Genomic DNA, 26,775 nt, shown 5'->3' with positions numbered 1-26,775 from the left:
TGTGTCGGACAATGGTCAGCGACTGAATTGCTATATAGGGGGTTTTCCCGGCAACCTCCAGGGTTTGGCCCGATAGCCCCTGCTCCGCCCCCCGCCTAATCTCCATCGGTCTGCCTGACTTTTGGAGAAAAGCGATGCCTAAGGGAAAGCCGAATATTCTCGTGATCTGGGGTGATGATATCGGCATGTGGAATGTCGGTGCCTATACCCACGGCATGATGGGCCGAACGCCCAACATCGACAGCATCGCCAGGGACGGCTGCATCTTCACCGATCATTATGGCCAGCCGAGCTGCACCGCCGGCCGCGCTGCCTTCATCATGGGCCAGTTGCCCATTCGCACCGGCATGACCACGATCGGACAACCCGGCTCCAAGCTCGGCATCCAGAAGGAAGATCCGACGCTCGCCGAGGTGTTGAAAAACGAAGGCTACGCGACCGCACAGTTCGGCAAGAATCACCTCGGCGACCGCAACGAGTTCTTCCCGACCGTCCATGGTTTCGACGAATGGTTCGGCAACCTCTATCATCTCAATGCGGAGGAGCAGCCCGAAGAGCTCGACTATCCGGGACAGAAGAACCCAGACTACACCAAGACGTTCGGCCCGCGCGGGACGTTTCATGCCTGGGCTACCGACAAGGATGATCCGACGGAGGACGGCGTCTTCGGCAAGCGCGGCAAGCAGAAGATCGAGAATACCGGCATGCTCACCCGCAAGCGCATGGAGACGTTCGACGGCGAGGTGGTGGAAAAGACGCTCGATTGGCTCGACCGCGTCGGCAAGGACGACAAACCCTGGTTCTGCTGGTTCAACACCACCGCGATCCACATCTACTCCCACCCACAGCAGAAATATGTGCAAAAGGCAGTGGACGAAGGCCGCGCCGAGGAAGACGTCGTTCGCGCCAAGATGCTCGAGCACGACGACCAGGTCGGGCAATTGCTCGCCAAACTGAAGGAGCTGGGGCTCGAGGAGGACACCATCGTCATCTACTCGACCGACAATGGCAATGAGCTGATGCTGTGGCCGGATGGCGGCTATGCGCCGTTCCGCGGCGAAAAAGGCACGACCTGGGAAGGCGGCGTGCGCGTCCCGTGCCTGATCAAGTGGCCGGGAAAAATCCCCGCCGGCAGCGCCTCCAACGCGCTGCAAAGCCACGAGGATCTGTTCGTGACTCTAGCCGCGGCGGCGGGCCTGCCGGACCTCAAGGACAACTTGCTCAAAGGCCATAAGATGAACGGTGTCACCTACAAGGTGCATCTGGATGGCTATAACCAGCTCGATCACTGGACCGGCAAGACCGACAAGTCGGCGCGCAAGCATTATTTCTATTACGACGAAACCGACCTGATGGCCGTGCGCGTGGGCTCGTGGAAGATGCACATCGGCGTCAAGAAGGAGGGAAGCTGGTGGAATGAGAAGGCCTACCCCAGCGTCCCTTACGTCTTCAACCTGCTGATGGATCCGATGGAGAAAATGGACCCGGAAAGCCATGAATGGGGCTATATCGGGCGCAAGTTCTTCGCCGCCAAGATGTGGGCGCCGACCGCAGGTGCGCCGATCATCAAGGAGCATCTCGAGAGCCTGAAGGCCTTCCCGCCGCGCCAGGCAGCAGACACGTTGAGCGTGCATGTCGCGCTCGAGAAGGCGATGGCGAAACTGGCGAACGCGAACACGGCGGGCCAATAGTCAGCGGCGCCGATCTGGTTATTCTATAGGATCAGGGCGCACGGATTCACCCGTGCGCCCTGATTTTCAAGCCGCTTCGCGTTCAGCCGCGTGCTTCCTGAACATCTCCATGACATCCCCCGAAGTCACCGGCCGCGTTTCCTCGGTCGGGCGGGCGCCGCCCGAGGATTTGGGTGCGGTGTCGACATGCTTCGCCGTAGCCCGCGCGCGGCAGGCACCTACGGTCATGTCCTCGCGCCGGTTGTGCTTCAGGAAGTCGTCGAAGCGGAACCAGCGTATGGCGTTGCCGTGCGTCACCTTGTCGATCTGCGCGTCGGTCAGGTGCCTGACCGATTCCCAGAGATGCTCGGGCGTCTCGGGCCAGAGCGAATCCGAATGCGGATAGTCGCATTCATAGGCGGCGTTGTCCTCGCCCACAGCCTCAAGGTTCTGAAGGCCGTATTTGTCGTCGAAGAAGCAGTGCAGAAAGTGCCGCTTGACCATCTCGCTCGGCTTCATGTTCTGGAAGCGCGAATGGGTCCAGGCCTTGTGCCGCCAGTTCGAGAAGTCGGCGCGTTCCATGAAATAGGGCACCCAGCCAAGCCCGCCCTCCGCAATCGATATTCGCAGATTGGGATAAAGGTGCAGCTCCTCGAGTTGCAGCCAGTCGGCAAGCCCTTGCGAGACCGAGAGCGGCATGGTCGAGATCCACGCCTCGATCGGCGTTTCCATCGAGGCGTGCGGCGCAGGATTGCCCGTGCCGATGTGAAGCGCGATCGTCAGGTCCGTATCCGCGATCGCCCTGAACATCGGATCCCAATAGTCGTTATGGATGCTGGGCAGCCCCTGCACCGTGGGATTCTCGTTCATCACAATCGCGCGAAAGCCCTTGTCGGCAATGCGATGAAGCTCGGCGACGGTGGCGTCCATGTCCCAGGTCGGCAGAATGCCCAAGGGGATGAAGCGGCCCGGATAGGCCATGCACCATTCGTCGTAGTGCCAGTCGTTATAGGCCTGCATGTGCCGGAGCGAGAGCTTCTTGTCGGGCGCCTTGTGGAAGGTCTGGCCGTCAAAGGCGATCGAGTTGCCGAAGCACATTGAGGCGGCAATGCCGTTCACATCCATGTCGTCGATGCGCGCGTGGACGTCGTAACAACCCTCGCGGAGTTGATCGAGCGAGGTCGGCTCCATGCCATATTCCTCGAACGGACGGCCCACGACCGCATTCAGGCCCACCGAGGGACGGATGCTGCCCTGATAGGACCAGAAGTTCTTGCCGTGGGCGTCGGTATTGAACCTGGGCGCGCTCGCCAGAAGGTCACCCGATAGCTGGTTGTCGAAAAGCGTGGGCGGCTCGCAGATGTGATCGTCGACGCTGATCAGCACCATATCGTTCATTTCCATCGCACTCTCCTTGCTCCGGATCAGATATGACTGTCAGCGGTCCCGCTTACCGGAGCGTGCGGGATCCGAAACTTCCTCCAGCAAAATGGTCCAGAGGCTCCAGCGATCCTTCGCCGAAGTCGATAATTTTCCCGACTCGTTTCGCCACTGCCTTCTTGTCGGGCTGGAAGGTGTAGCAATTGGGCGGCATCCGGCTGGCGTCGGATTGGCGCTCCATCGGAATGTTGCGGCCATGCGCGAGGATGGTGCCCCATTGGAGCAGGCGTGCAGCCTCGCGCTCCGTCCCTTCCAGCGACTCAATCCAGCCGCGCAGCTTGAACAGCGAAGTGCCTGCAATCGCGGCGGGCGTGGTCACGATATCGTCGCGATGCTCGATCCGGTGGACGAGCGTCCCGTCACGCCGGATCTCCGCGACCACAAGACCCTCGATCGGGTCGCAGGCGAGTATGTCGTAGCGGATGGGCGCATTATCGCCCGCATGCGCCGCGGCGAGCACCGCAAGGTCGTGAAGGTGTGTGCAATTCGCTTGCTTTTCTCCGCGCGCGGCGACGTCAGAGAGCGCGACGCCGGTGAAGGTCGCCTCGAGTACCGCGGGCGCACCGGGACATGTCGTCCACGGCGCTCGGTCCATGATCGCGCTGACCGCCGTCACCTTGGCTTCGTCATGGTGCAGCGTGACGGCCATGCAGTGATAATCGTCCTCGACCGCGGCGGTCACGCGGTCGGCGGCGGGCGAGACGACGAAGCGCCGGCGGAAACCTGGCAGCTTGTCGATCTCGCCGATCACCATGCGACTAGTCCCTGGTCAGCAGCAGCGCTGCCGCCATCGGGCCGCCACCCGAGGTCGCTATCGCGACCCTCGGATCGCCCGCAATCTGGCGCGCGCCACCGTCGCCGCGGAGCTGGACCACCGACTCATAGGCAAAGCCGAAGCCGTGCAGACGGCCCCAGCCGAGCTGCCCGCCGCCGGTGTTCATCGGCAGCTCGCCGTCGCGCGCGATGCGCTTGCCGCCCTCGATGAACTGGCCGCCCTCGCCCACTTCGCAGAAACCGAGCCCTTCGAGCCAGGTTATCGGCTGGAAGGCGAAGCCGTCATAGAACTGGACCGTATCCACGTCCTTCGGCTTGTAGTCGGTATTCTTCCAGAGATCGCGCCCCGTTGGATAGGCGCCCGCCCATTCGGCCTGATCCCAGCTATAGCGCTCAACCGAACCCGCGCTCGCCGCGATACGGATCGGGGTCGCCTTGATTTCGTCGAGCGCATCGCCTGCAGAAACGATCACGACGGTAGAGGCGTCGGTGAAGCGGTCGCAGTCATAGAGGCAGAAGGGCGTGCTGATCAGCCGCGCTGACATATACTCGTCCATCGTCAGCGGCTTCTTGACGATCGCGCGCGGATTGAGCGCGGCATTGGCATGGTCGTTGAGCGCGACCTGAGCCAGTTGTTCGCGCGTCAGGCCGTAGCGCTTCATGTGGCGCATCGCGAACTGCGCGGTCCAGTTGGCGGCCGAGAAGGCACCAAAGGGCGAAACCCATTGCGATCCACCCGAAACGTCCTTGCGGCGTTCAAGCGGCGGGAACTCCTCGGGCCGCGCAAGCGCCGCCGCCTCATAGACGGTCCGGAAGCAGACGACGTGGCGCGCCAGCCCCGCCTTCACCGCATTCGCGGCCTCCGTGATAGCACCAAGCTGCGCGGTCGCCTCCGCCGCGCCGATGTGCCAGCGCGTCTTGAGCCCGAGCACCTCGATCAGGTCATCCGAGCTGACTGGCGAAAAGCCAAGGAAACTTTGCATCTTGCCCGGATAAGTCGCAACACCGTCGATCTGGTCGAGCGTCAGCCCCGCATCCGCAATCGCTTCCTTGACCGCATCGAGGGTCAGGCCAAGCGCCGAGCGCGTGAGCCGCACGCCAACCTCGGACATGCCGATGCCCGTGATATATGCCTCTTGCGCCACGTTCAGCCCACCTTTTCGAACAGGGGAAACCATATGCCATCCTGTTCCTCGAACACGACGCGCACGCGGTCATCGATATCGACGGCATCGACGGGGCAATTCACGATGTTGGTCGTGAGGTAGACGCCCGGGGCGTCGTCCAGCGCCACGCGCGCGATGACGAAGGGCACTTCCATGTCCTTGGCCCAGGGCTGGTGATTCACGGTGTAGGTATCGACAACGCCCGTGCCCGTCACCGCATGCGGCGCAACATTTTCCGACTGGCAATGACGGCAGATTTCGCGTGGCGGATGGATGAATCCGCCACAATCATTGCACTTCATGATGTTGAGCTTGCCTTCCGCGCCGCCCGTCCAGAAAGCGCGGTTCTCATTGTCGAGGCGGGGGCGCGAGCGTTGCCAGGCCATGCTCAGACGTCCCAGACCAGATTCATGCTCTCAATCCCCATCACATGGCCGCCGTGGAAGACGGGCGGATTCTCCGGATCGAGCCGGAATTCGGGCAGGCGCGCGAGAACTTCCTCGTAAAGCACCTGAATCTCGACGCGCGCGAGGTGCGAACCGAGGCAGCGGTGCGGCCCGACGCCGAAGGCGATGTGGACGTTGTTCTCGCGGTCGAGATCATATTTGTCGGGCTGCGGGAACTCCTTCGCGTCGAGATCGGCTGCAGGAAGGAACAGCTTGACCGTCTCGCCCGGCATCATCTTCGCGCCGGCCAGTTCGACTTCCTTGCGCACGATCCGCATGGGAACGGTGAAGGTGTAACGGCGCAGCATCTCCTCCGACGCCTCGGCGATCAGCTTGGGGTCGGCGCGCAGCTTGCGCTGAAGCTCGGGATCCATGGCCAGGCCGCGCACGGCCAGCCCCATGCCGTTCATCACCGTGTCCAGCCCCGCAATAAAAAGCAGCACGCCGTAATTTTCCATGTCCGCAAGCGTCGTCGGCTGGCCATCGATTTCGATCTTCCAAAGCATCGAAATAATGTCGTCCTGCGGGTTTTCCTTCCGGTCGAGCACAACGTCGCGCATGGCGGCCGCGATCCTCTGCAGGCGACGCATCGAGCCCGCGCGATCGCTGTCAATTGCCTCCATATGCTCCTTTACGATCGTGCGATATTCGGGAAGGCGGTCGAGCGGCAGCCCAAGCATCTTGAGGAAAACCTGGACCGGCAGAGGTTCGGCGATTGCCGACATGAATTCGCAGTGCCCGTCAGCCTTGACCGCGTCGATCAGCTCCCCGGCAAGCGCGCGAATGCTGTCGCGCAGCCCCGCGATCGTCTTGGGCGAGAACACCTTTTGCAGCGGCTGGCGGTATTTGGTGTGCTCGGGCGGATCGAGCGTGATCGGAACCGGCAGGGGAATATGCGGCGCGCCGGGCGGCAGCGACGCGAGCAACGCCTTCATCTGCTCCGGCGGCACGAATTCGCTCGAGAAGGTTTCGGTATCGCGCGACGCCTCATAATTCGCAGCATGGCTGAGGATGACCCAGCCACCGCCATTGCGCGGCGTCCAGAAGACTGGCGGCGCGCTCTGCAGCATGTCGAGAATGCGCGCATGCGGATCGGCCAGCAGCTCCGGATCGGCATGGATGTCGAAATCATAGACCAGAGCATCGGACACGTGGTCCGGCTTGGGCGCTGCGGGACTCAGGCTGGCCTGTACCATTCAGATCTCCGATCTCACTGCTTTTCCTCGTGTCCGTGCGCCTGACAGGCACACGCCCTGAGCTTGGCAACTCGTGTCGCGCGTGGCTCCGACAAAGACAATGCCCGCGCGCAACACCCCGGACGATAACGCAGCCACGATTGGGTGAGAACCTTGTTCCCGCGTGCATCGCGGCGGCGATGAGCAATTCGGCGAGTTGATCGCATGTCCAATCTCCTTTCTAAGGAATGTCAGTAATTCGAGAGAGACGACATGAGGATCCGGATCATACAGGCAGGCTGTGTCGGGAATGCCCGCTGCGCGGCCGTGTCCGAAGAGCTGTTTCCACTCGACGACGACGGCTACATCGCCATTGAAGGCTTTGACGTCGAAAAAGGCATGGAGCTTCTGGCAAAGCGCGGCGCCCGCGCGTGCCCCGAGCGGATCATCGTCGTCGAAGAAGATGACGGCACAATTTCATGGCCACCAAACGCCAAGGCCTGACAGGTTAATCGGAGAGGATAATGAACGACATTCTGGGCTATAAGGGCAAACGCGTCATTGTAAGCGGTTGCTTCTCAGGCATGGGCGAAGCGACCGCCAGGCTGCTGGTCGAGCTCGGCGCCGAAGTGCATGGGCTTGATTACAAGGATTCAACGCTTCCCCTCGCCTCCTTCAACAATGTCGACCTGCGCGATCCGGCTTCGATCGAAGCCGCTGTCGCAAAGATCGGTGGCAAGGTGGACGCGCTGTTCAACTGCGCGGGCCTGCCGCAGTCCTTCCCGCCAATGGACGTGATGAAGGTCAACTTCATCGGCCTTCGGCACCTGACCGAACAGGTCGTGCCGCTGATGGGCCCCGGCGGGGCGATCGCCAGCATCGCCTCCACGGGCGGCCTGGGCTGGAGCCGCCGCATCCCCACCAATATGGAATTCGTGACCACCAAGGGCTTCCAGGCCGCGGTCGAGTGGTGCGAAGCGCATATGGACGTGGTTGGCGAGGGTTACGCCTTCTCCAAGGAAAACGTCATCGTCTGGACCCAGTTCATGGGCGCCCATCTGATCAAGAAGGGTATCCGCATAAACTGCACGCTGCCCTCACCGACCCAGACGCCGATGATGGCCACTTTTGAGGCAGCATCCGGCAAGGATGTGGTCGAGGCGGCCGCACAGCCGATGGGCCGTTATTCCACGCCCGATGAACAGGCAGGCGGCATCGTCCTCCTGAACAGCGCGCCCGCGAGCATCGTCAATGGCGTGGTCTTCCCCGTCGACGGCGGCTTCATGGGCGGCGTCGCGACCGGCCAGGTCGACCTCAGCGTCATGATGCGCCGGGCGTCCGCGGCACAGTAACCTCGGAGCCACCGCGCATGAATTTCGACCTGACCGAAGATCAGGAAATGATGCGCGACATGTTCGCGCGCTTCCTCGATGAAAACAGCTCCATGGCCCGCGTCCGCGCGGCCGCCCCTTCCGGCTTCGATGCCAAGCTCTGGACGGGGCTTGCTGAACTCGGCGCGCTGTCGATCCGCGTTCCCGAAGAGGCGGGCGGGCTCGGGCTGGGCCTGTTCGATGCCGTTATCCTGATGGAAGAGGCCGGGCGAACGCTCGTTTCCGGACCGCTTGCCGAAACCCTGGTGACGGCTCGGTTGCTCGCACAACTGGGCGGCGATCAGACCACGGACCTTTTCGGCCGTGTCATTTCGGGTGAAGCCGTCGCCAGCCTCGCGTTCCGCGATATCGCCGCCGAGCCTGTCCAGTGGGTCGCCGGCGGTCTCGTCGCCGAAGCCGTTATTGCGCGCATGGGCAATGATATCGTCCTCGTCTCCGTTCCGGAATCAGGCCGCAAGGCCGAGGAAAATCTCGCCGGCACGCCGTTGGCCGAGATCGATCTTGCTGCGCACCCGCGCGTGACGCTGGCCTCGGGCGACGACGCGCTCGCGACCTTCGTTAAAGGCATCGAAGAGTGGAAACTGCTGATCGGCGCCGGTCTTGCCGGCATCGGTCGCGAAGCGCTCAGGCTCGCCGCCGCTTATGCTTGCGAACGCAAGCAGTTCGGGCAGTTCATCGGCGAGTTCCAGGGCATCTCGCATCCGCTCGCCGATCTCCTGTGCGACGTGGACGGCGGCAAGTTTCTGGTGTGGAAGGCGATCCGCGATATAGCCGACGGCACGAAGGACGCCGGCGCCACCATATCGCTGGCCGGCTGGTGGAACGCAGACGCCGCTGCCCGTGCCGTGGCGCAGGCGCTCCATACTTTCGGCGGCTACGGCCTCACCACCGAATATGACATCTTCCTCTTCAACCTGCGCGCCAAGGCATGGCCGCTGGTGCTGGGCGATCCGCAGCGACTGATCGAGGAAGCCGGCCGCCGCCTCTATGCGGGCGAGCAGGCCGCGCTGCCGGATGTCGGCGCGACCCCGATCGAGTTCGATCTTGGCGAGGACGCCAGGACAATCACGCGCGAGATCGAGGAGTTCTTCGCAAAGAACGTCACGCCGGAGATGCGCGAGACGTTCCACTATAGCTGGGAAGGTTATAATCCCGAGCTGAACCGGAAACTTGCCGAATCCAACCTCCTCTATCTCGGCCTCCCCAAGGATGTCGGCGGGCGCGGCCTTTCGTCCTACGCCAAGATCGCCGCGATGGATGCCTTCGAGGTGCAGGGCTACAACAACCCCGCCGCCGGCGTGACGCAGATGGTGGCGCTGATCATCAACCGCTTCGGCACCGATGAATTGAAGCAGGAGGTGCTGCCCCGGCTCATGCGCGGCGAAGCGATCTGCAGCCTCGGCTATTCGGAGCCGGGCTCGGGCTCCGACGTGTTCGCGGCGCAGTGTCGCGCGACGCCCGATGGGAATGGCTGGCGGATCGACGGCACCAAGATGTTCACCAGCGGCGCCAATCTTTCCGATTATGTGCTGATGCTGACGCGCACCAACCCCGATGTGGCCAAGCACAAGGGCCTCACCATGTTCATCGTCCCGCTGAAGGCCGATGGCGTGACGGTACAGCCCGTCTACACCTTCCAGGACGAACGCACGAACATCACCTTCTATGATGGCGTCCACATCCCGGACAGTTGGCGCCTGGGTGAAGTCGACGGCGGCGTCCGCACGATGAGCGCCAGCCTGGAGCTGGAACATGGCGGCGGCTTTTCGAAATATCAGCGCGCCATGCTACACGCGGCCGAAACGCTGTGCCGCGAGATCGGCTATCGCGGAAAACCATTGATCGACGATCAGTCCGCCCAGGTGCGCCTCGCCCGTACAGCCGCCAATCTATGGGTGTCGGAACTCATCACCTTCCGCGCGCAATGGGTGATCGCGGAAAAGAAGCCCAATCATGCTTATGGGCCGATGGCGAAGATGTTCAGTTCCGAAAAATTCCTGAGCGACGCCCGCGACCTGATCGATCTCACCGCACCGCTATCCTTGTCGAAGCGCAAGGGCGCAGCAGCCGAAATCAACATGTTCTATCGCCATGCGCAGGGATCGACCATTTACGGCGGCACCAGCGAGGTTCATCGCAGCATGATCGCGGAACGCGGCCTCGGCCTGCCGCGCACACGGGGCTAGGGAAGCACAATGTCGGAACAGCCGCATCTTCTGACCGAGGAACAGGATGGCATCCTGATCGCGACGCTCAATCGACCCGACAAGCTCAATGCGCTGTCGGGTGAAACGATGCAGTTGTTCGAGCAGGCGCTGCACCGCTTCCGCGATACGCCCGAGCTCAAGGTCATGCTCGTCCGTGCTACAGGCCGCTTCTTCTGCGCCGGTGCGGACCTGCGCAGCGGTTCTCCCAATGCGCAGCCGCGCACGGCCACGGGTATTCGCGAGAACCACAGGCTCGGCCTGCACGGCATGCACCGCATCTATGACGAGATGGAGCATGTCGAAAAGCCGATCGTCTGCGCCATCCATTCGACCTGCGTGGGCGGCGGGCTTGAGCTCGCGCTTTCCTGTGACTTCCGCCTTGCCGCGAAAAGCGCGTCCTTCTCCTTCCCCGAAGGCCTGTTCGGCGTTCTGCCCGCCTCCAACGGCGTGAGCCGCCTGACGCGTATCTGCGGCCCGCACTGGGCACGCTGGCTGATCATGGGCAACCAGAAAGCCGATGCCGATCGGGCACTGATCATGGGCCTTGTCCATGACGTGCGGCCCGATGAAGGATTTGAGGAATCAGCGCTCGATTTCTGCCGTCACCTCACCAGGCAGAATGGCGAGCAGATGGGCGCGGCCAAGGTCGCGATCGAGCTTGCCAATGAAGTCGGGCCGGACATGGCGCGCCATGTCGAACGCATGGCCAACAGCGCGCTGATGCTGAACCCTGCCTATCTCGAAAACGTCGAGCGCTACATCAAGGGCATTGGCGGAAAGAAGGAATAGCGGCTGTTACGCGACGGGCTTGCCGGCCAATGCCCGGTAGTCGCGAATGCCGAGCTCGATCAGCCTCGATTCAGCCTCAAGAAGATTGCCGCGGAACGCGATAGGCGACTGAAGCAAGGTCGGCAGGTTGGCGTCCGTCGTGACCGTGACGACGCGCTCGAGGCCGGTCATCAATGCGGTTGCCATGCTGAATACCGGTGACCCCTGCTTCGACAGATCGCCGTCCATCTGCTCGACAAGCAAAAGCATGACCGGCTGGGCAGAGCGAACGCGGTGAAACATCATGCGCTGGTCATTGTGATCGGCCATGCTGTTACGCAAGTGGAGGATACGCGAGTTCTTGACCCAGAAGGTGTGATAAGCCTTCACGAATTCCTGTGCGCGCGCGCCCAGCTCGTCCTCATTCCAACGCGTACGGAGGAGCGAGATATACGCGTCCTCGGCGGTTGCCATCACTGGATCAAGCACCGCGAGCAACAGCTCGGTCAGGTCGTTGAAATAGAGATAGAGCGACGTCATGCCGAGCGACGCGTTGCGTGCAACTGCGCTCAGCGAAATCTGGACATCGGCGGGTCCGGCAAGGAGTTCGTTGGTCGCGGCGAGAATGCGCTCGCGCGTATCGCGCCCCTTGCGGCCAAGCCGCTGGCCGTTGAGGTTGTGGCTGACCGCCTTTGCCGGCGCGGAAGCGCGCGGCTGCCCTCGGGCAGCCTTCGCCTTCACTTCGCCTTTAGCCTCTCCAGCGTCCGCGCTCAAACTCAATCCTTGCTGTCTATGCTGCGCGCCATGCGATCAGCTTGGTCTCGAGAAACTCCTCGATTCCCTCAAGACCCCATTCGCGGCCAACGCCACTGGCCTTGTAGCCGCCAAAAGGCAAGTCCCCGGCGATGCACATGCCGCCATTGACGCTGATCGAGCCCGAACGGACGCGATTTGCGACCCGCATGGCACGATCGAGATCTCCGGAGGCTACGCCGCCCGAAAGGCCGTACTGGCTTTCATTGGCGATACGGATCGCGTCGTCATCGTCCTCGAACGGAATGACGACCAGAACCGGGCCGAAAATCTCTTCCTGAGCGATGCGCATGTCGTTGGTCACATCGGCGAAGCAGGTGGGTTCGATGAAATAGCCGCCGCCCTTGTCCGGCCGGGCATTACCACCGGCGATCAACGTCGCGCCTTCTTCTTTGCCGAGCTCGATATAGGACATCACCCGTTCCCGCTGCCGTTCGGAGATGACCGGCCCCATGATGTGCTGCGGATTGTCGAAGTCGCCCCAGTTGTCGCCAAAATTGCCATAGGCATGCTTGAGGATCGCCTTGGCTTCCTCGTAGCGGCTCCTGGGCACCAGCAGACGCGACTGGACCGCACAGCCCTGGCCGGCGTGGAAGACGAGCATTGTCGTCGCCACTTCCATTGCGAAATTTGGTGCGTCGTCGAGGACGATCTTGGCCGACTTGCCGCCGAGTTCTAGAAACACGCGCTTCAGCGTCGCCGCGCCTTGTTCCATGATGCGCTTGCCGACACCGGTCGAACCAGTGAAGGAAATGAGATCGACGCGTGGATCAGTCACCAGCATTTCGCCCGCCATCGCGGGATCGCTGCCGAACACGACATTGAGCACGCCGGCCGGAAGGCCCGCTTTAGCCGCAAGCTCGCCGAAGATCGCACCCATGCCCGGCGTATTGGGCGCAGGCTTCAGGATGACGGTGCAACCCGCAAGTAGTGCCGCGACAACCTTGCCGACATTGACGTAGAGCGGCACGTTCCAGGGTGTGATCGCGGCAACCACCCCAACCGGCTCGTACACGGCTTTGCGGAGGCTTTCAAAACCATAGCCCGTGCGCCCGCCATAGTCCTTTTCCCACTTAACTTGCGGGAAAACAGCAAGATAATCGTCCCATCCATCGAGCGCCATGTCGACATGCGCGCGGCCAACCGCGCCCCAGGCCGCGCCAGCCTCGTGGCGCGCCAGATCGGAAAGCCGATCCATGTTCGCCCGGAAGAGATCGCGCAGCTTCGTGACCATGGCCACGCGCTTTTCAACATTGGTCGACCAGTCGGATTCGTCAAAGGCGCGGCGCGCGGCGACGATCGCGGCCTCGACGTCCGAAGCCGATGCGTCCGCCGCCTTGCCGACGGGCGCACCGGTCCAAGGACCGATCACATCATAGGTCTTTCCGCCTTCAGCGTCGCGCAGCACGCCGTCGATGAAAAGCTTCGCGTCGGGGAGGGTAGCCATGATCTTGTCTTCCTGTCGAATTTCGTTGTCGTGCTTTAAGCCGGGCGGCGATGGGCGCTGAGCGCAACCGTGCCGATGTGCAGGTCGGCGGGCGTATCGAGCACCGCGCGAAACACATCGGTCACCGAGTTGTAGTGCGAGATTGGCCGCTCGCGGGGGTTGATGCCGACCTTCGCGTTGGCCTGCATGAACCGCATCGCGACCTCCATCGGCCAGCTCGTGCCGGTCTTGGTCTCGTCCATCATCTGGCCGGCCTGGACTGTGGTGACGCGCACGCCCTCTTCCTCAAGCTCGCGCGCCCACATGCCCGACATGAATTCCAGACCCGCCTTGGTGCCCGCATACATCCACAGCATCGGCATCTTGAGCGGGACGGACTCGCTGCTAACGTTGATGATGTGGCCGCCCCCGCGCAGCAGCGGCAATGCGTCGCGCGCGCAGAAGATCGGCCCGGCGAGGTTGGTCATGAGCTGCGTCATGAGCTGATCGTCCCGAACTTCGCCCAAGGTAAAGGGCTCGAAGACCGCGGCATTGTTGATCAGGACGTCGATTTTCGGGTGACGCTCAGCGATCTTCGCGAAGGCGGCGCGGACTGAATCCGGATTGCCGACATCGCACTCGACCGCGAAATGCCGACCACCGATTTCCTCGGCCACCGCCTGCACCTTCGAGAAGGTCCTGCCGAGCAGGATGACGGTCTCTCCATCGGCGGCAAAGCGGCGTGCCAGCGCACGGCCCAACCCGTCGCCCGCCCCGGTGATCACAATTGTCTTCGCCACAAATAACTCCGGAATTGTATTGGATTGCTGTGTCTAACTGCGCACGCCGCCGCCCCCGCGACAAGGGGCGACCGTATCGCGTACGCGATGGTTCAAACCCTCACGCAGCGGGCCGCGCGAAATCGGCCGGATAGACCGACAGGTCGCCGTCATAGGCGACGCCGCCGGGCCAGAATTCGGTGCCGCTGACCTTGCTGAAATAGTGCACCGTTCGCGCGAAGGACCCTGCCGAAGAGCGCTCCTGGAACGCAACGCCGCTGGGGCTGACGCCGCGGGCACGGGCGCTGAAATCCTTGACGGTGAACAGCAAGTCGTCGGTCTGCTGCGCGCAGAAGACGAGGTCGCTGCCGGGACAGTAGCGCCGGGGCTCGATCTGGACGGACGACAGGCGTCCGCGCTTCATCGCGACCTTGCCGGGCACGCGCGTTACTTCGGGCCCGTGAACCTCGTTGTACCATTTGTGATACTCGGCCTCGCGCCCCGCCACGAAATTGGCGAGGATGATGCTGACGCCAGAAAAAGGCTTGTCCTGCTGGTGGTTAGGGCTCGGTACCCAGTCCGAATACATGGCGTAGCTGTGGATGCGCTCGGTTTCGGCGGAATCGTCGGTCAGCCCCGAATCACGCGCCTCGGCGAGCAGCGGACCCAGCGCCGGCAGGTCGATCTCGGGCGACGCGTAGTCGAATTCGTAAACGCTCATGAAGCGCCAGGGCTGGGGAATGTCGGGCATGATCTGCTGGGGCGTCACCTCATAGCGATCCGCCGAACAATAGCCGCGCAGGCGCGCGAGATCCTCGCGATGCTTGCCATCGAACCACTGCGCATAATCTGCCTCGCGTCCCGCAGAGACGTTATGCAGATGGATGGTCGTGTACAGGCTCATTCCTCTTCCCTCTTATCGGCCGACATTGGCGGGCTCGCATGGCGTTGGGGTGTACCGCTGACGCCTGCCCGGCAGCTTGGCTATCCCGCTATCGAGCATGAAAATCGTGCCGGCGCCACCATTTGCCGACGCTGAAACAAGAACAATCGCCCGGACAATCAATGCGTCTGCTCACTCACTGACCGGCGGATGGTCGCTCCGCATCGGGACCGAAGAGCTTGGCCGCGGCGACGGCTTCTTTGTCGGCGCAGACGTCCCCTATGCCTATGTGCCCGGCGCCGAGGGTGTCGAGGTGCTGGAGTTCAGGGGCTCGAACAGCTTCGACATCAGGCTGCTCGCCAACAATCCCGCTTTCTGGACGAAAACCGTCGAAAGCGTGACAGCAAAGCGAGAAGAATGGACCAAAGAGCAGCCGCCTTCCGGGATGAGCGCGCGTTCAACCTGACGGTTGCGTCATTTCTAAGTTCAGCCGCGTGAGGCGCGATTCCGCGATCTTCCACACACCGTCCTCGCGGACATATCGCTCATGATAATGACCAAAGCCGGTCAGCGTGCGGCCACCCGGCCAGAGCAGCCGGTCCTGCATCGCCCAGATGGCGCGGGCCTCGTCCTCATCCACCTCGATTTCGGGCGAATGGATCTGGTGTGCGGTCTTCGCGGCTTCGATCGACGTGCGGACGCTGGCTATGGCCGCATCGCGCCCCTCGATCCGCGGGCCGCCGGACGCGGTGGCGTCGAGGATGAAGCCTTCGGTAAACAGGCCTGCGAAACCATCCCAGTCCTTCGTGTCCAGAAACCGGCAATAGCGCGCCTTCAGATTGGCAATCTCCAGCCAGTCGGCAAAGGCGGGCGCGCCGCTCATATCCTGAACCCGCGCATCTGGTTGCCGCCATCGCACAGGATGACCTCGTTGTTGATGAAACTGCCCTCGTCCGACGCAAGGAACAGGCCGAGATTGGCGATGTCCTCCGCGGTCCCCTGCCGCTTGACCATCTGCATGCCCTTCAACCGCTCCCAATTATCGTCCTGCACACCGCCGCGAGCCGCCTCAGTCTCCATCAGTCCGGGCGCGATCGCCACGCAGCGGATGCCGTCGCTGCCGAACTGCAGCGCCATCGCGTGCGTAAAGACGTTGAGCGACGCCTTGGTGATCCCATAAGCGGTCGCCGGGTTGTAGCTGGCCATCGACGACTTGTTGATGATGAGGCCCGTGGCTTTTGCGAGCGCGGGGCGCAGCGCCTCGGCGAGCAGCATCGGACCGATGGTGTTGACCGCAAAGAAATATTGCCACTTCGCTTGCCCCAGCCCGAAGAAGCCGCGCGCGATCTCGCCGAGATGGAGCCCCGCATTGTTGATCAGGACATCGAGCCGCTCGTGGCCGCCAAGCACCTTGCCGGCGAGCGCATTGATGTCAGCCTCGCTCGACATGTCGACGCGGTGGCACTCCGCCGAGCCGCCAACGCCCTCGACGAGCGCCCTGGTTTCGATCATCCCGTCTTCGTTGATGTCGGCCAGGATCAGATGCGCGCCCTCGCGCCCGAAGGCCAGCGCATAGGCCCGACCAAGGCCGGCAGCGCCACCGGTCACCAGCACCGTCTTGCCCGAGAAGCGATCAGCCATTTCCAACTCCTTGTAATCCGTCCGCCACGCGTGGTGGGTGACGACTTTCTGCCGTCCATTGTGATTGTCGTTATTCCAGCCGTTCGAACCTGACCGTCGCGATCCGCCAGCCATCGGGCGTCAGGCGAAATCCATCAGAATAGCGGCCGATGACCACATCAACCGCGCCCGTAGCGCGTCGCTTCAGATGAACATGCACCGTCCAGTCGCCGGTCGCGGTTTCGCCCGCCACCTCGATGCGGGGCGAATGCAGCATGTGGATCAGCCATTCGCTGTTCCCCGCAATCGCAGTGCACAGGAAATCGGTGATCGCCTGCGCCCCCTTGAGCGGTTGAACGCCGTAATCCCCGACGAAATCCTCGGTAAAAATGGCGGCAAACAGGTCTCTTGCGGCTCCCGGGTCGGCCGCCGAGAGGTCGGCAGCAGCGCAATAGCGGGCCTTCAGGTTGGCGATGGCCAGCGCCTGTTCGGCCAACCCGGTCACGCCGCCTCCGCCTCCAGCCGCTTGATGACCAGCGCCTTCAGATCCGATGTCTTGATCTTGGCGCTGCCCGTCAGCTTCAGCTCATCCTCGCTGAAGAAGAGGACGCGGCGCGGCACCTTGTAGCTGGCGAGCTGCTCCTTCACGAAAGCGCGCACCGCTTCCTCGTCAAGCGTCGCGCCTTCGTGCGGCACGATGCAGCCGACGACGAGCTCGCCCAGCGTCTCGTGCGGCACACCGACCGTCTGCGTCACCTTCACGCCGGGGCAGGACTTGATCACCCCGTCAATCTCGACGGGCGAGACATTGGCGCCGCCGGTCTTGATGATGTCATTGAGGCGGCCCTCCCAGAACAGTCGGCCGGTGCTGTCGAGATAGCCACCATCGCCCGTCCGGAAAAAGCCTTCGCTGTCCAGCGTCTCGTCCAGCGGGATGCCGACATAGCCAAGCATCAACGTCGGGCCCTTCACCGCGATCTCTCCGCGCTCCCCCATGGGCACGATTTCGCCCGTCAGCGGATCGACGATCTTGAAGACATTGCCCGGCAGAACCTCGCCATGGCTGCCTTCAATGCGCTCTTCCGGCGTGCCCGAGGGGAAGATCGCGCTGATCGTGAAAGTCTCAGTATTGCCATAGGCCGCCATGGGTTCCTGCCAGTCGGTCTTCACGGTCGGATGGCGGCCGAGCGGCACCTTGGGGCTGACATATTTGATCGCGGACAGGTTCACATCGTTCCAGTTCGATGCGGCCTCAAGCTGTGCCCATTGATGCGGCCAGGCGACCGCCATCGTCGCCTTTTCGGCATCCATCAGCGCCAGCGCCTCTTCCGCCTGGAATGTGGGCTGGAGCACGAGGCTGCCCCCGCTCGAAAGCGCGCCGCCAATGGCCATGGCGAAATTGCCCGACCAGAAAAAGCCGTTGGCCGACCAGGTGCGCACGTCCTCGCTGGCCGCGTAAAACCGCTTCCAGCGCCAAAGCTGGAGCGTGACGCCGCGATGCGCACTCAATATGCCCTTGGGCTTCCCCGTCGACCCCGAAGAGAAGAACAGCACACCCGGATCGGAGGGGGCGACCGTCGCGGCGGTCGCGTCAACGAGTTCCTGAGCGACATCGTCGCCACGCGTCAGGAAGCTCTCCCAGTCTTCTATCATGCCTGCGCCGCCACCCAGTGAAGCGATGTGGCGGAGGAAGGGGAATTTGAGCGAGGCGAGCGCGCCCGGTTCTGCGTCCGCAATGGCAGGCTCCAGATCGCTCACCATCGCCGCGAAATCCTTCTTCAGGACGTGGCGTTCCAGCAGCAGCACCGAGCATGCCGAGGACTGGAGCAGGTGCTCCATTTCGGCGGCCGTCGAAAACGTGCTGAGCGTCGTCGCGACGCCACCCGCAAGTGCCGTGCCGAAGACCGCCGAAAGGAATTCGGGCCGGTTGGTCATCAGCACGCCGACGCGCGTGCCCTTGCCCACGCCGCACGCCACGAGCGCGCGGGCCACTTCGTTGGCGCGTTCCCACAGGTCATCATAGGTCCAGCGCGTAACGCCGCGCTCTTCATGCAGAACAAGCGCCTCGCTCGGACCGGAGCGCCGCGTCACTTCGCGGAGCCAGCCGCCCAATGTCAGCGCGCCGAGGCCCTGTTCCTCCGAAAGCGGCGGCCCCGAGACGATCGAAAGCGGTCTTGCCGACATGTCCGTACCTACTCCTGCGTTTATGCCAGCGGCAATTCGACGTCAGCCACCGACTTCACCAGCACCATGCCGTCCTGATTGGAGAGCGATAGCTGCACGCGCACCAGCGGCACGCCCCATTCAGTGACTTCACGCTTCTCAACGACTTCGGCGTCGAAATAAGTGACATCGCCCTCGAATGCCGGACCGCGGAAGTCGGACTTGATCCAGCGGACGAGACCGTCATTGCCCGCCCAATAAGCGATGTAATCGGTGCACCAGGCCTGCATGGTCGCGCCATAGCCATAGGCGCGGCTCATGCCGACCTCGCCCGCTTTCTGGTCGTCGACATGGCCGCGCGAAGGGCCGAGATAAAGGCCGTCACGCTTGCGCGGGTCGATGAGCGCGCCTTCCTCGTCGAAACCGAAGCCTTCGGCCCAGCCCGGGTCCTGATTGACCCACGGATCGTCGACACCCTCGGGCGCCACCCATTCGAAGCTGCCCCAGATATTGAACATGAAGGCTCGATATTCGGTCGCGAAGCTCGCCTTGGTATGCGGTCCAATCACACGGCGCTGGAGTTTGTCGCCGACGCCGACCTCTTCCCAGCGCGGAGAGACGCCCTCACGATAACGCATCATCCAGTCATGGCGGACCTGATCGACCTCGGCGAGTTCCTCAGGCGTCCAGTTTTTGAGCGTGCCCAGCATGGCATCGTACATGCCGAGCCGCTCGGCTTCGGCCTTCAGATAGCGGATCGCCGTCGACCGCGCCTTGGCGACCAGCGAGCCGTCCTGTTTGCGGTGCAGCGTGTCCCCGCGCGAGAACATGGTGGGGCCCGCGAACTTGGTGTCGGTCACCTTGTAGTCGTGGAAGCGGCGCTCCTGCGTCAAATGGTCGCCCGGACGGATCCGGGCGCCATAGAACCACCATTCCTCACCTCCGAAGATCAGGTGAGAGCCTTCGATCTTGCCCACGCAGGCAGGCTGGCAACCATGGCCATAGTCCATGCAGACGGCGATCGACTGCGGCGCGATCAATCCCCCGAACGTGGAATTGGCGGCAAAGACGGGATCCCAGTGAACCGGATTGGGATAGTCCATCGCCATCACCCAGCGGCGCAGATCGCTCGCCGCCAAAGGATCGCGGATCTGCCCGCCGCCAACCAGTTTGCCTACGCGGTGATCGACGTCGGAAAGATCGAGCTTCACTTCGTTTTCGATCACGGTTGCCATGGCGCCTCTCCCGCGGCTTAGCTATTCACGTTGACAACGATACGGCCACGCACCTTGCCATCGAGCAGGTCGGAAGCCGCGCCGATTGCGTCGCCCAGACTGATTTCGGTCGCGATCACATCGAGCAGCGAAGGATCGAGATCACGCGCCAGCCGCTCCCATGCTGCCAGACGCCGCGCTTTGGGCGCCATCACGCTGTCGACGCCGAGCAGGCTCACGCCGCGCAGGATGAAAGGTGCCACCGAAGCGGGGAAATCCATGCCCTGCGCAAGACCGCAGGCCGCTACCGCGCCGCCATAGCGCGTCTGCGCGCAGGCATTGGCGAGCGTGTAGCTGCCGACGGAATCGACGACACCCGCCCAGCGTTCTTTCTGGAGTGGTTTGCCCTGTGCCGAAAGCTCGGCGCGGTCGATCACGCTGTCCGCTCCAAGCTGCTTCAGATAATCGGCTTCGGACGCCTTGCCGGTCGAGCCCGCGACAGTGAAACCCGCCTTCTTCAAAAGCGCCACCGCGACGCTGCCGACGCCGCCCGTCGCGCCTGTCACCAGCACTTCGCCCTTGTCCGGCGTCACGCCCGCCTTGATCAGCGCGTCGACGCAAAGCGCCGCTGTGTAGCCCGCAGTGCCGATCGCCATCGCCTGCTTGCCGGTGAAGGCGGAAACCAGCGGCACAAGCCAATCGCCCTTGAGACGCGCGACCTGCGACAGCCCGCCCCAATGGCCTTCACCAACGCCCCAGCCGTTGAGCACGACCTTGTCCCCCGCCTTCCAGTCGGCATGGCTGGATTCGCGCACCGTACCGGCCAGGTCGATGCCGGGCACCATCGGAAACTTGCGGACGACGGGCGACTTGCCCGTGATCGCCAGCCCATCCTTGAAGTTGAGCGTCGAGTATTCAACGTCGATCGTCACCTCACCCTCGGGGAGCTGCGATTCATCGACCTGGGTCAGCGCGACGCCCTGCTTGTCGTCGGTCTTGTCGATCACGATGGCTGAAAACATGACGTAGTTCCCTTTTTTGGATGATTGAGTGAGATCTCGAATTCGGTCGCGATGGAAAGACTTCTCCGACGTCCGGATTTTCGCCGCCTAGTTGCCCACTACGCGGACCTTCGCGGACTTGCCCCGCGCTTTACCGAGCTGTTCAGCGACTTGAGGAAAGCATTCGCTTTGCATCGAACCGAACATACACAGCCGCAGGCACTCGTTCGCGAAACGCCGGGCAAGCGCGCGGCGCTCGCCTTCGCCGCGCGCTTGCGATCGCGCCCAAACCGGCCATAGGAAAGCCCCCGCGAGCATCAGCACCGAAAGCACTTCCGCATCCACGCCTTCCTGCGCGAGGTCGGTGTCCGCAAATCGCTGCAGCGACCCCGCATATTCGCGCCAGAAGGGATCGGCGGTCGGTTCGGGCGAAGACAGCAACTGGAGCAGCCAGATGCGGCACAGCTCCGGGTTGTCCATCGCGAAGCTTGTCAGGCGATTGGTTGTGTCGGCTGTATCGACCAGTTCGACGCGCCGCTCGCCGATGGTTTCGGGATCGCCGAATACCGCGCGGAACATCTTGTCCGACACCCAGGCGGCGGTCGCCTCGATAAGTTTCTCGCGCGTTTCGAAATGCTGGTAGGCCGTACCGCGATTGACGCCCGCAAGATGCGCGACTTCGGAAAGGCTGATCCCTTCCGGCCCGTCCTTGGCGAGCAGCGTGCGCGCCGCCTCCAGTATCGCCTCACGCGTCGCGGCAGGGTCTCTCGAGCGTCGTTTCCGGGTTTCTGTCATCGCCGCGCCTCGAATGATCCTCGATTTCCTGCCCTCGCAATAGCGCCAATGGCGCTACGCCTGAAAAGCGTGCCACCGTGCGGCGACAGAAATCAACATCGCTGTTGTTCATTTATGCGGATGAACAAGCACGCCCGTTCATCGGATAGGCCCACATCCCTGCCCGCCCGGTCGCCAGAGTCAATAACTGGCCCGGGTTGGTGGCGTCAGGCGGGGCGTTCATCGCTCCCGCGAACGAAAAGGCTTATGCGCAGCGCTAAAAGCAATCGGCCAGACAGCGACGCTGCCCGGCCGATTCCCCCTTTTCATTCGAAAGTTCGCTGGATCAACGCGATCCGAAAGCGAACCGGAAGTTAAGTCCGAACTCCTGCGGCGGCGTCATCGTGATGCCCGTATAGCTGCTGGTGGTCGTCGCTGGCGTGGTGGTCGCACCGGTCGGCGTAAAGCCCGTAATCTGCTGGTAGGATGTGAACAGCGGAGTGGTCCGCGTCAGCACCTTTTCGGTGTTGAACACGTTCTTCGCGAACAGCGTCACTTCCCACTGGCCATCCGGATCGCGGACGCCGGCGAAGAGGTTCAGCAACGCATAGTCGCCGACATCGTCGAAGTCATTGGTCGGATCGCCCTGCGACTTGCCATTGTAGCTGAGCAATCCACGCAGAAAGCCGTCGAGCTTGCCCGAGATCGGCATGTCGTATTCGCTCTGCAGCGTCGCGCTGAACGGCGGCAGGAACGAGGCGCGCTGGTTGACCACGCAGGCGGAGAGGTTGTCCGCACCGACCGCGGCCTGCAACTGGGCGAGCGTGGGCGCAGGGCCGGTTGGATCGGGCACACCGTCGTTGTTGAGATCGTTGCAGGGAATGGTCCCGTTCTTGATCTTGCCAAGCGAGTAGCTGGCGAACAGACCCACATTCCAGCTATCGGTGACGTCGTAGGACAGCTCACCTTCGACACCGTTCACCTCTACCGGCACCGCTCCGACAAAGTTGAACGATGCCACGTTCTGCACGGGGCCCGTCGCGGTCGGCGTAGTGTTTACGAAGTACACGCCGCTGCCCGGCACACGATAGGGGAAGTTCTCGAACTTCTGGTGATAGGCGGTGAGGTTGAAGCGCATCCGCTTGTCGAACAGCGTGCTCTTGAACCCGATTTCGTAGGATTTTGAGGACTCTGGCGGAAGATGGAGGAAGGATTGTTCCAGCGCGGACTGTGCGACGCTGAAATCGCCGACAATGTCGAGACCGGGGCGCCACGAGCTGCCGGTGCTGGCGTAGACCAGGAAGTCCGGCGAGAAGTTGTGCTTGATCGAGGCGTTGTAGATGAGCTTGTCGTCATCCATGCTGTTGTCCGTCAGCAAGCGACCGCCGACAATCAACTGGCTGGAGTCTTTGTATTTGATCTGGCGCAGGCCGCCGGAAACTTCGGTCGCTTCCCCGATATGCGCCGTCAGGTTGCCGAAGAACGACTTCTCATGCGAGCCACCCCGGCGGCTGATTGGCGTCTGCACGACAGAGGCGAGCCCGCCACCAAATACGAGCGGCAAACGAACGGCGGTTGGCCGGGTCAGGTCGGTCGGTGAATCGAGCGTGTTGTCGAAGTAACCGATCACATAATCGAAGATGTCGAAAACGCGTTCTTCGTTCTGAAGACGGATTTCGTGCGATTCCCCGACGGCATTGGAGTCGGTGGTCTGAGCGACACTCCGGCCAGGAAAAACGACTGCCGGATCCTGGGGTTCAACCGAATGCAGTTTCTGTTCGGAATGTTGCCCCTGGTAAATCAGCCTCTGGCCGAAGCCGCTGAATTCGGCGCGCCAGTTGTAGATGTCGAAGCGCTGGTTGACCAGGCGCGAGTCCGATTGGATCGCCAGGCGATCCTTGGCCCTGATCAGCAAATCCGTGGTCGGAGGAGCCGCCGGATTAACTACACTGAACGATTCCACCTGATCATAGGAGCGCAGATCGCGGTCCATATATTGGTAGCTGCCCTCCAGCCGGATCCAGTCGGTCGGTTCGATTAGCGCGCTGATGCGTCCGCTCTTCGTCCGCGAAAACGGGTCGCGACCATCAACTGCATTGGTGGTCGGACGAACGCGATCCGCCTCGTTCTCGTCCCAGAGGCCCGCGACGCGGATTGCGGCGATGCCCTCGATGATCGGCAGGTTCAGACCGCCCTTGAAATTGAGGGTGCCGATATCGTTGGCGGTTGCGTCGATGAAGCCGCCGAACTCGTTGAGATCGGGCTTGCGCGTGGTGATGGTGATCGAACCGGACGGCGAAGCACGCCCGCGCAGCGTCCCCTGCGGGCCGCGCTGTACTTCGATCTGCCCGATGTCGTACATTTGCTGGAGGATGACGCCTGCCGAGATCGGCGCGTCATTATAGTAGAATTCGACCGTCGCGTTGTTGCCGCTCGCATTGGTGTCGAAGTTGACGCCACGCATACGCGCGTTGCCGCCAATGCCGTTGGCATTGGTGTTCAACTCAAGGCCCGGAGCGAGCGTCTTCACTTCGGTGAAATCGCGCAAATTGAGGTTCTGAATCTCTGCCGCAGTAACCGCGTTGATGACGGAGGGCACGTCCTGGACGTCCTCGTCGCGGCGGCGGGCCTGCACGATGATCACGGGTTCGCCGGCATCCTCTTCGACCGTCGCTTCGGCCTGCTGCGGCGCAGCTTCCTGAGCCATTGCCTGTGCCGGCGCCATAAGCGCGAACAGACTGACTCCCATCAGCGAATATGCGGAAACGTGTCTCACAGGATCGGTCCTCCCCTCGTGTGTGGCCGCGCAATTTCGTACGCTTGCGACAGCGCCTTCTGGTTGTTGCGTGGTTATGTCCGAAAAACGCGTGGGGAGAAGCCCCCCGCCCCGCCTATCCGGCCAATATCGCTACTGCGATTGGCGGTTTGGTCTGGGTTTTCGCTTGCGTGCGGCAGGAATGTCGCACCACCAAAGCGACGATCTCGCGCGTTTTGAACACTATGGGACAATTGCTGGGTCGGGCTCATGCCTTGACCGGCATGAGGGGCTTCCCCATTCCCGCGCTGCGGATCCATCGGCGGCCTGGACAGTCCCGCGCGCCGCCGGCGGTTCAATGACACTTCTGGAGGAATGCTGGATGATATCGCTCGATCAGTACCGGTTGCTTGGCGCCTCTGGCCTTCGGGTGTCGCCGCTTTCACTCGGGACGATGACATTCGGAACGGGCCAGGACTGGGGCGCCGACGATGCGATGGCAGCGCGCATTTTCGACTATTATGTGGATCAGGGCGGCAACTTCATCGACACCGCGAATTTCTACGGCAACGGCGGATCGGAGACCGTGCTCGCCGGACTGATCAGGGACCGACGCGATGGTCTGGTCATTTCGACCAAATATTCGCTCACAATGCGCCCAGGCGATCCCAATGCGAGCGGCAACCATCGCAAGAACATGATCCGCTCGGTCGAGGACAGCCTCAAGCGGCTTGGCACCGACCATATCGACCTGCTCTACCTTCACATGTGGGATTTCGTGACGCCCGTCGAAGAGATCGTCCGCGCGTTCGACGATCTCGTGCGGCAGGGCAAGATTCTCTATGCGGGCCTTTCCGACCTTCCCGCCTGGCAGGCCGCCCGCATGCAGGAGATTGCGCGGCTTCGCGGCTGGTCCCCCTTTGTCGCCCTGCAAATCTGCTACAACCTCACCGAGCGGACCGTCGAGCGCGAGCTCATTCCCATGGCGCGCGAGATGGGGATGGGCGTGCTCCCATGGTCGCCGCTCGCGGGTGGTGTGCTTTCCGGGAAATATGGCGAGGACGATCTCGCCGGCCCGGCCAAGGGTGAGGATGCTCCGCGAAAATCCATCAACATTGCCACCGGCCGGCTCAACGCCCGCAACCTGACGATCGCACAGGAAGGACGGGCGGTGGCCGCGGAACTCGGCTGCAGCCCGGCCCAGGTGGCGCTCGCGTGGACGCTGCTCAACCCGGCCGTCACCTCGCCGGTGATGGGCGTACGCACGCTTGCGCAGCTAAAGGATAATCTGGGCGCTCTGGCTGTGGAGTTTGACGAAGGCCAGATCGAACGGCTCGATGCCGCGAGCCGGATCGCGCGTGGCTTTCCGCACGAATTGCTCGCGTCCCCGGCCCGGTCGATGATGTTCGGCGGCATCACGCTGGCGAGCGACCGCAGTTCTTACTAGGCGGCGTGGACGAATTTGATCCAAAGCCGGATGGCAGCGAGATGGACCATGCCGAGGAAACTTGAGGGCGTTTGATCGTAGCGGGTGGCGACGGCACGATTGATTTTCAGCTTGCCGAACATTCGCTCAATGCCGTTTCGCTGCCTGTAGAGCTGCCGATCGTGCTCGATCCTTTCTCGGCGATTGGAGCGCGCCGGGATGACAGCCTGTATGCTGCGGCTCGCGAGATCGGCGCGAATGGCGTTGGTGTCGTAGCCTTTGTCGGCCAGCAGAGCCGCCGGAGCGCGGTCCGGCAGGCGGATCAGCGTGTCATAGGCCGTGCAGTCGGCGGCTTCACCACCAGTCAGGTGGAAGGCGACGGGGCGTCCTCGGGCATCAGCCAGACAGTGAAGCTTACTGGTGAACCCGCCCCGCGAGCGGCCAAGAGCGCGTCGACAAGTCCCCCTTTTCCGCCCGCTGCCGAGACATGGGCGCGAAGGGTGGTGCTGTCGATGCTGTAGTGTCCGGTGTCGGCCATGATCTCGGCAAGCGTCACCGACACGGCCTCCCAGACCCCGGCCTCGCTCCAACGACGGAACCGCCGGTAGATCGTGTTCCAATTGCCGTATTTTGGCGGGACATCGCGCCAAGCAGTCCCACAGCGCAGCCGCCAGAGTATGCCGTTGACTATCGAGAGATTCTGCTCAGGCCTGCGGCCGCGCCCTCGGTTCTCTGGCTCGATCGGCAGCAGACCCTTCAGAACGCGCCATTCTGCTTCGCTCAGATCGCCCCGGCTCAAACCTGCCTCCAAAAGGCAGCCTTGAATCAACCCACACCGTCCACGTCAACCAATTCGTCCACGCCGCCTAATCCCTGCAAGTGAC

The 26,775-nt window shown here is 62.7% G+C and carries 25 protein-coding genes and 1 pseudogene; 7 read left to right on the top strand and 19 right to left on the bottom strand.

All coding sequences use genetic code 11. The annotated features are described in order from the left end of the window. Window positions 1–134: 134 nt before the first annotated feature. The gene (locus D3876_RS13820) at window positions 135–1,691 is read left to right on the top strand and encodes an arylsulfatase (RefSeq protein WP_119763065.1); all 1,557 of its coding nucleotides are present in this window, start codon (window positions 135–137) and stop codon (window positions 1,689–1,691) included. Between the two features lie 66 nt (window positions 1,692–1,757). On the opposite strand, the gene D3876_RS13815 is transcribed toward D3876_RS13820, so the two are convergent. The 5 genes from D3876_RS13815 to D3876_RS13795 are packed head-to-tail and all read right to left on the bottom strand — an operon-like array spanning window position 1,758 to window position 6,647. After that, entirely contained in the window at window positions 1,758–3,074 is a 1,317-nt protein-coding gene (locus D3876_RS13815; RefSeq protein WP_119763063.1) for an amidohydrolase family protein, read from the bottom strand. 46 nt (window positions 3,075–3,120) lie between these two features. After that, entirely contained in the window at window positions 3,121–3,864 is a 744-nt protein-coding gene (locus D3876_RS13810; RefSeq protein ID WP_119763061.1) for a DUF2889 domain-containing protein, read from the bottom strand. 4 nt (window positions 3,865–3,868) lie between these two features. Beyond that, entirely contained in the window at window positions 3,869–5,035 is a 1,167-nt protein-coding gene (locus D3876_RS13805; RefSeq protein WP_119763886.1) for a thiolase family protein, read from the bottom strand. Continuing rightward, window positions 5,032–5,436 (bottom strand): Zn-ribbon domain-containing OB-fold protein, encoded by a 405-nt coding sequence (locus D3876_RS13800; protein WP_119763059.1) that lies wholly within the window; start codon window positions 5,434–5,436, stop codon window positions 5,032–5,034. Before D3876_RS13800 ends, D3876_RS13805 begins: the two co-directional genes overlap by 4 nt. A 2-nt stretch (window positions 5,437–5,438) precedes the next feature. Further along, complete coding sequence (locus D3876_RS13795) at window positions 5,439–6,647, bottom strand: cytochrome P450 (RefSeq protein ID WP_238475367.1); 1,209 nt, start codon at window positions 6,645–6,647, stop codon at window positions 5,439–5,441. A 297-nt stretch (window positions 6,648–6,944) separates the two neighbouring features. Here D3876_RS13795 and D3876_RS13790 point away from each other — a divergent pair, with 297 nt between their 5' ends. The 4 genes from D3876_RS13790 to D3876_RS13775 are packed head-to-tail and all read left to right on the top strand — an operon-like array spanning window position 6,945 to window position 11,058. Beyond that, a complete protein-coding gene (locus D3876_RS13790; protein ID WP_119763055.1) occupies window positions 6,945–7,175 on the top strand; it encodes a ferredoxin in 231 nt (76 codons plus the stop codon). A gap of 20 nt (window positions 7,176–7,195) precedes the next feature. Next, complete coding sequence (locus tag D3876_RS13785) at window positions 7,196–8,023, top strand: coniferyl-alcohol dehydrogenase (RefSeq protein ID WP_119763053.1); 828 nt, start codon at window positions 7,196–7,198, stop codon at window positions 8,021–8,023. 17 nt (window positions 8,024–8,040) lie between these two features. After that, window positions 8,041–10,248 carry an acyl-CoA dehydrogenase family protein gene (locus D3876_RS13780; protein ID WP_119763051.1) on the top strand — a complete coding sequence of 736 codons (2,208 nt, stop codon included), beginning with the start codon at window positions 8,041–8,043 and terminating at the stop codon, window positions 10,246–10,248. Window positions 10,249–10,257: 9 nt separating this feature from the next. Then, complete coding sequence (locus tag D3876_RS13775; RefSeq protein WP_119763049.1) at window positions 10,258–11,058, top strand: enoyl-CoA hydratase/isomerase family protein; 801 nt, start codon at window positions 10,258–10,260, stop codon at window positions 11,056–11,058. A gap of 6 nt (window positions 11,059–11,064) precedes the next feature. Here the strand turns inward: D3876_RS13775 and D3876_RS13770 are convergent, their stop codons facing one another. From D3876_RS13770 to D3876_RS13755, 4 genes are all read right to left on the bottom strand, one after another. Continuing rightward, window positions 11,065–11,811 (bottom strand): TetR/AcrR family transcriptional regulator, encoded by a 747-nt coding sequence (locus D3876_RS13770; RefSeq protein WP_119763047.1) that lies wholly within the window; start codon window positions 11,809–11,811, stop codon window positions 11,065–11,067. Between the two features lie 16 nt (window positions 11,812–11,827). Continuing rightward, complete coding sequence (locus tag D3876_RS13765) at window positions 11,828–13,297, bottom strand: aldehyde dehydrogenase family protein (RefSeq protein ID WP_119763045.1); 1,470 nt, start codon at window positions 13,295–13,297, stop codon at window positions 11,828–11,830. A 35-nt stretch (window positions 13,298–13,332) separates the two neighbouring features. Then, a complete protein-coding gene (locus D3876_RS13760; protein ID WP_119763043.1) occupies window positions 13,333–14,076 on the bottom strand; it encodes an SDR family oxidoreductase in 744 nt (247 codons plus the stop codon). A 100-nt stretch (window positions 14,077–14,176) separates the two neighbouring features. Next, window positions 14,177–14,959 (bottom strand): hypothetical protein, encoded by a 783-nt coding sequence (locus tag D3876_RS13755; protein WP_119763041.1) that lies wholly within the window; start codon window positions 14,957–14,959, stop codon window positions 14,177–14,179. 97 nt (window positions 14,960–15,056) lie between these two features. On the opposite strand from D3876_RS13755, the gene D3876_RS13750 reads away from it, so the two are divergent. Next, window positions 15,057–15,404 (top strand): hypothetical protein, encoded by a 348-nt coding sequence (locus D3876_RS13750; RefSeq protein WP_238475366.1) that lies wholly within the window; start codon window positions 15,057–15,059, stop codon window positions 15,402–15,404. Here D3876_RS13750 and D3876_RS13745 read toward each other — a convergent pair. The 8 genes from D3876_RS13745 to D3876_RS13710 all read right to left on the bottom strand — a co-directional run bounded on the left by D3876_RS13745 (window position 15,396) and on the right by D3876_RS13710 (window position 24,459). Next, window positions 15,396–15,821, bottom strand: a complete 426-nt coding sequence (locus D3876_RS13745; protein WP_119763039.1) for a nuclear transport factor 2 family protein — start codon at window positions 15,819–15,821, stop codon at window positions 15,396–15,398. The genes D3876_RS13750 and D3876_RS13745 overlap by 9 nt on opposite strands. Next, the gene (locus tag D3876_RS13740; protein ID WP_119763038.1) at window positions 15,818–16,579 is read right to left on the bottom strand and encodes an SDR family NAD(P)-dependent oxidoreductase; all 762 of its coding nucleotides are present in this window, start codon (window positions 16,577–16,579) and stop codon (window positions 15,818–15,820) included. The genes D3876_RS13745 and D3876_RS13740 overlap by 4 nt, the downstream gene beginning before the upstream one ends. Window positions 16,580–16,649: 70 nt before the next feature. Further along, window positions 16,650–17,063 (bottom strand): nuclear transport factor 2 family protein, encoded by a 414-nt coding sequence (locus D3876_RS13735; protein WP_119763036.1) that lies wholly within the window; start codon window positions 17,061–17,063, stop codon window positions 16,650–16,652. After that, the gene (locus D3876_RS13730) at window positions 17,060–18,742 is read right to left on the bottom strand and encodes a class I adenylate-forming enzyme family protein (protein ID WP_119763034.1); all 1,683 of its coding nucleotides are present in this window, start codon (window positions 18,740–18,742) and stop codon (window positions 17,060–17,062) included. Before D3876_RS13730 ends, D3876_RS13735 begins: the two co-directional genes overlap by 4 nt. 20 nt (window positions 18,743–18,762) lie before the next feature. Further along, entirely contained in the window at window positions 18,763–19,956 is a 1,194-nt protein-coding gene (locus tag D3876_RS13725) for an FAS1-like dehydratase domain-containing protein (protein ID WP_119763032.1), read from the bottom strand. Between the two features lie 17 nt (window positions 19,957–19,973). Beyond that, window positions 19,974–20,957 carry an acrylyl-CoA reductase (NADPH) gene (acuI, locus tag D3876_RS13720; protein WP_119763030.1) on the bottom strand — a complete coding sequence of 328 codons (984 nt, stop codon included), beginning with the start codon at window positions 20,955–20,957 and terminating at the stop codon, window positions 19,974–19,976. An 87-nt stretch (window positions 20,958–21,044) separates the two neighbouring features. After that, a complete protein-coding gene (locus D3876_RS13715) occupies window positions 21,045–21,731 on the bottom strand; it encodes a TetR/AcrR family transcriptional regulator (RefSeq protein WP_119763028.1) in 687 nt (228 codons plus the stop codon). A gap of 325 nt (window positions 21,732–22,056) precedes the next feature. Continuing rightward, entirely contained in the window at window positions 22,057–24,459 is a 2,403-nt protein-coding gene (locus D3876_RS13710; protein ID WP_238475365.1) for a TonB-dependent receptor, read from the bottom strand. A 388-nt stretch (window positions 24,460–24,847) separates the two neighbouring features. Between D3876_RS13710 and D3876_RS13705 the strand changes: the two genes are divergently transcribed. After that, window positions 24,848–25,912: an aldo/keto reductase gene (locus D3876_RS13705; protein ID WP_119763884.1), complete on the top strand. Its 1,065-nt coding sequence runs from the start codon at window positions 24,848–24,850 to the stop codon at window positions 25,910–25,912. Here the strand turns inward: D3876_RS13705 and D3876_RS13700 are convergent. Together D3876_RS13700 and D3876_RS20910 are read right to left on the bottom strand one after the other, a co-directional pair. After that, entirely contained in the window at window positions 25,909–26,481 is a 573-nt protein-coding gene (locus tag D3876_RS13700) for an IS5 family transposase (protein WP_238475177.1), read from the bottom strand. The two genes, D3876_RS13705 and D3876_RS13700, sit on opposite strands and share 4 nt — an antisense overlap. A 29-nt stretch (window positions 26,482–26,510) precedes the next feature. After that, a pseudogene (locus D3876_RS20910) lies at window positions 26,511–26,690 on the bottom strand (transposase); the annotation flags it as partial. Window positions 26,691–26,775: the final 85 nt, after the last annotated feature.

The organism is Sphingomonas cavernae (genome assembly GCF_003590775.1).
Lineage (GTDB): Bacteria > Pseudomonadota > Alphaproteobacteria > Sphingomonadales > Sphingomonadaceae > Sphingobium_A > Sphingobium_A cavernae.
This window is presented reverse-complemented; position numbering and strand designations above follow the sequence as displayed.

Excerpts from the sequence above, each read along its gene's own strand:
- D3876_RS13820 (WP_119763065.1), top strand. The coding sequence starts at position 135 with ATGCCTAAGGGAAAGCCGAATATTCTCGTGATCTGGGGTGATGATATC.
- D3876_RS13815 (WP_119763063.1), bottom strand. The coding sequence starts at position 3,074 with ATGGAAATGAACGATATGGTGCTGATCAGCGTCGACGATCACATCTGC.
- D3876_RS13810 (WP_119763061.1), bottom strand. The coding sequence starts at position 3,864 with ATGGTGATCGGCGAGATCGACAAGCTGCCAGGTTTCCGCCGGCGCTTC.
- D3876_RS13800 (WP_119763059.1), bottom strand. The coding sequence starts at position 5,436 with ATGGCCTGGCAACGCTCGCGCCCCCGCCTCGACAATGAGAACCGCGCT.
- D3876_RS13790 (WP_119763055.1), top strand. The coding sequence starts at position 6,945 with ATGAGGATCCGGATCATACAGGCAGGCTGTGTCGGGAATGCCCGCTGC.
- D3876_RS13785 (WP_119763053.1), top strand. The coding sequence starts at position 7,196 with ATGAACGACATTCTGGGCTATAAGGGCAAACGCGTCATTGTAAGCGGT.
- D3876_RS13780 (WP_119763051.1), top strand. The coding sequence starts at position 8,041 with ATGAATTTCGACCTGACCGAAGATCAGGAAATGATGCGCGACATGTTC.
- D3876_RS13775 (WP_119763049.1), top strand. The coding sequence starts at position 10,258 with ATGTCGGAACAGCCGCATCTTCTGACCGAGGAACAGGATGGCATCCTG.
- D3876_RS13765 (WP_119763045.1), bottom strand. The coding sequence starts at position 13,297 with ATGGCTACCCTCCCCGACGCGAAGCTTTTCATCGACGGCGTGCTGCGC.
- D3876_RS13755 (WP_119763041.1), bottom strand. The coding sequence starts at position 14,959 with ATGAGCCTGTACACGACCATCCATCTGCATAACGTCTCTGCGGGACGC.
- D3876_RS13750 (WP_238475366.1), top strand. The coding sequence starts at position 15,057 with ATGAAAATCGTGCCGGCGCCACCATTTGCCGACGCTGAAACAAGAACA.
- D3876_RS13745 (WP_119763039.1), bottom strand. The coding sequence starts at position 15,821 with ATGAGCGGCGCGCCCGCCTTTGCCGACTGGCTGGAGATTGCCAATCTG.
- D3876_RS13740 (WP_119763038.1), bottom strand. The coding sequence starts at position 16,579 with ATGGCTGATCGCTTCTCGGGCAAGACGGTGCTGGTGACCGGTGGCGCT.
- D3876_RS13730 (WP_119763034.1), bottom strand. The coding sequence starts at position 18,742 with ATGTCGGCAAGACCGCTTTCGATCGTCTCGGGGCCGCCGCTTTCGGAG.
- D3876_RS13725 (WP_119763032.1), bottom strand. The coding sequence starts at position 19,956 with ATGGCAACCGTGATCGAAAACGAAGTGAAGCTCGATCTTTCCGACGTC.
- acuI (WP_119763030.1), bottom strand. The coding sequence starts at position 20,957 with ATGTTTTCAGCCATCGTGATCGACAAGACCGACGACAAGCAGGGCGTC.
- D3876_RS13715 (WP_119763028.1), bottom strand. The coding sequence starts at position 21,731 with ATGACAGAAACCCGGAAACGACGCTCGAGAGACCCTGCCGCGACGCGT.
- D3876_RS13710 (WP_238475365.1), bottom strand. The coding sequence starts at position 24,459 with ATGGGAGTCAGTCTGTTCGCGCTTATGGCGCCGGCACAGGCAATGGCT.
- D3876_RS13705 (WP_119763884.1), top strand. The coding sequence starts at position 24,848 with ATGATATCGCTCGATCAGTACCGGTTGCTTGGCGCCTCTGGCCTTCGG.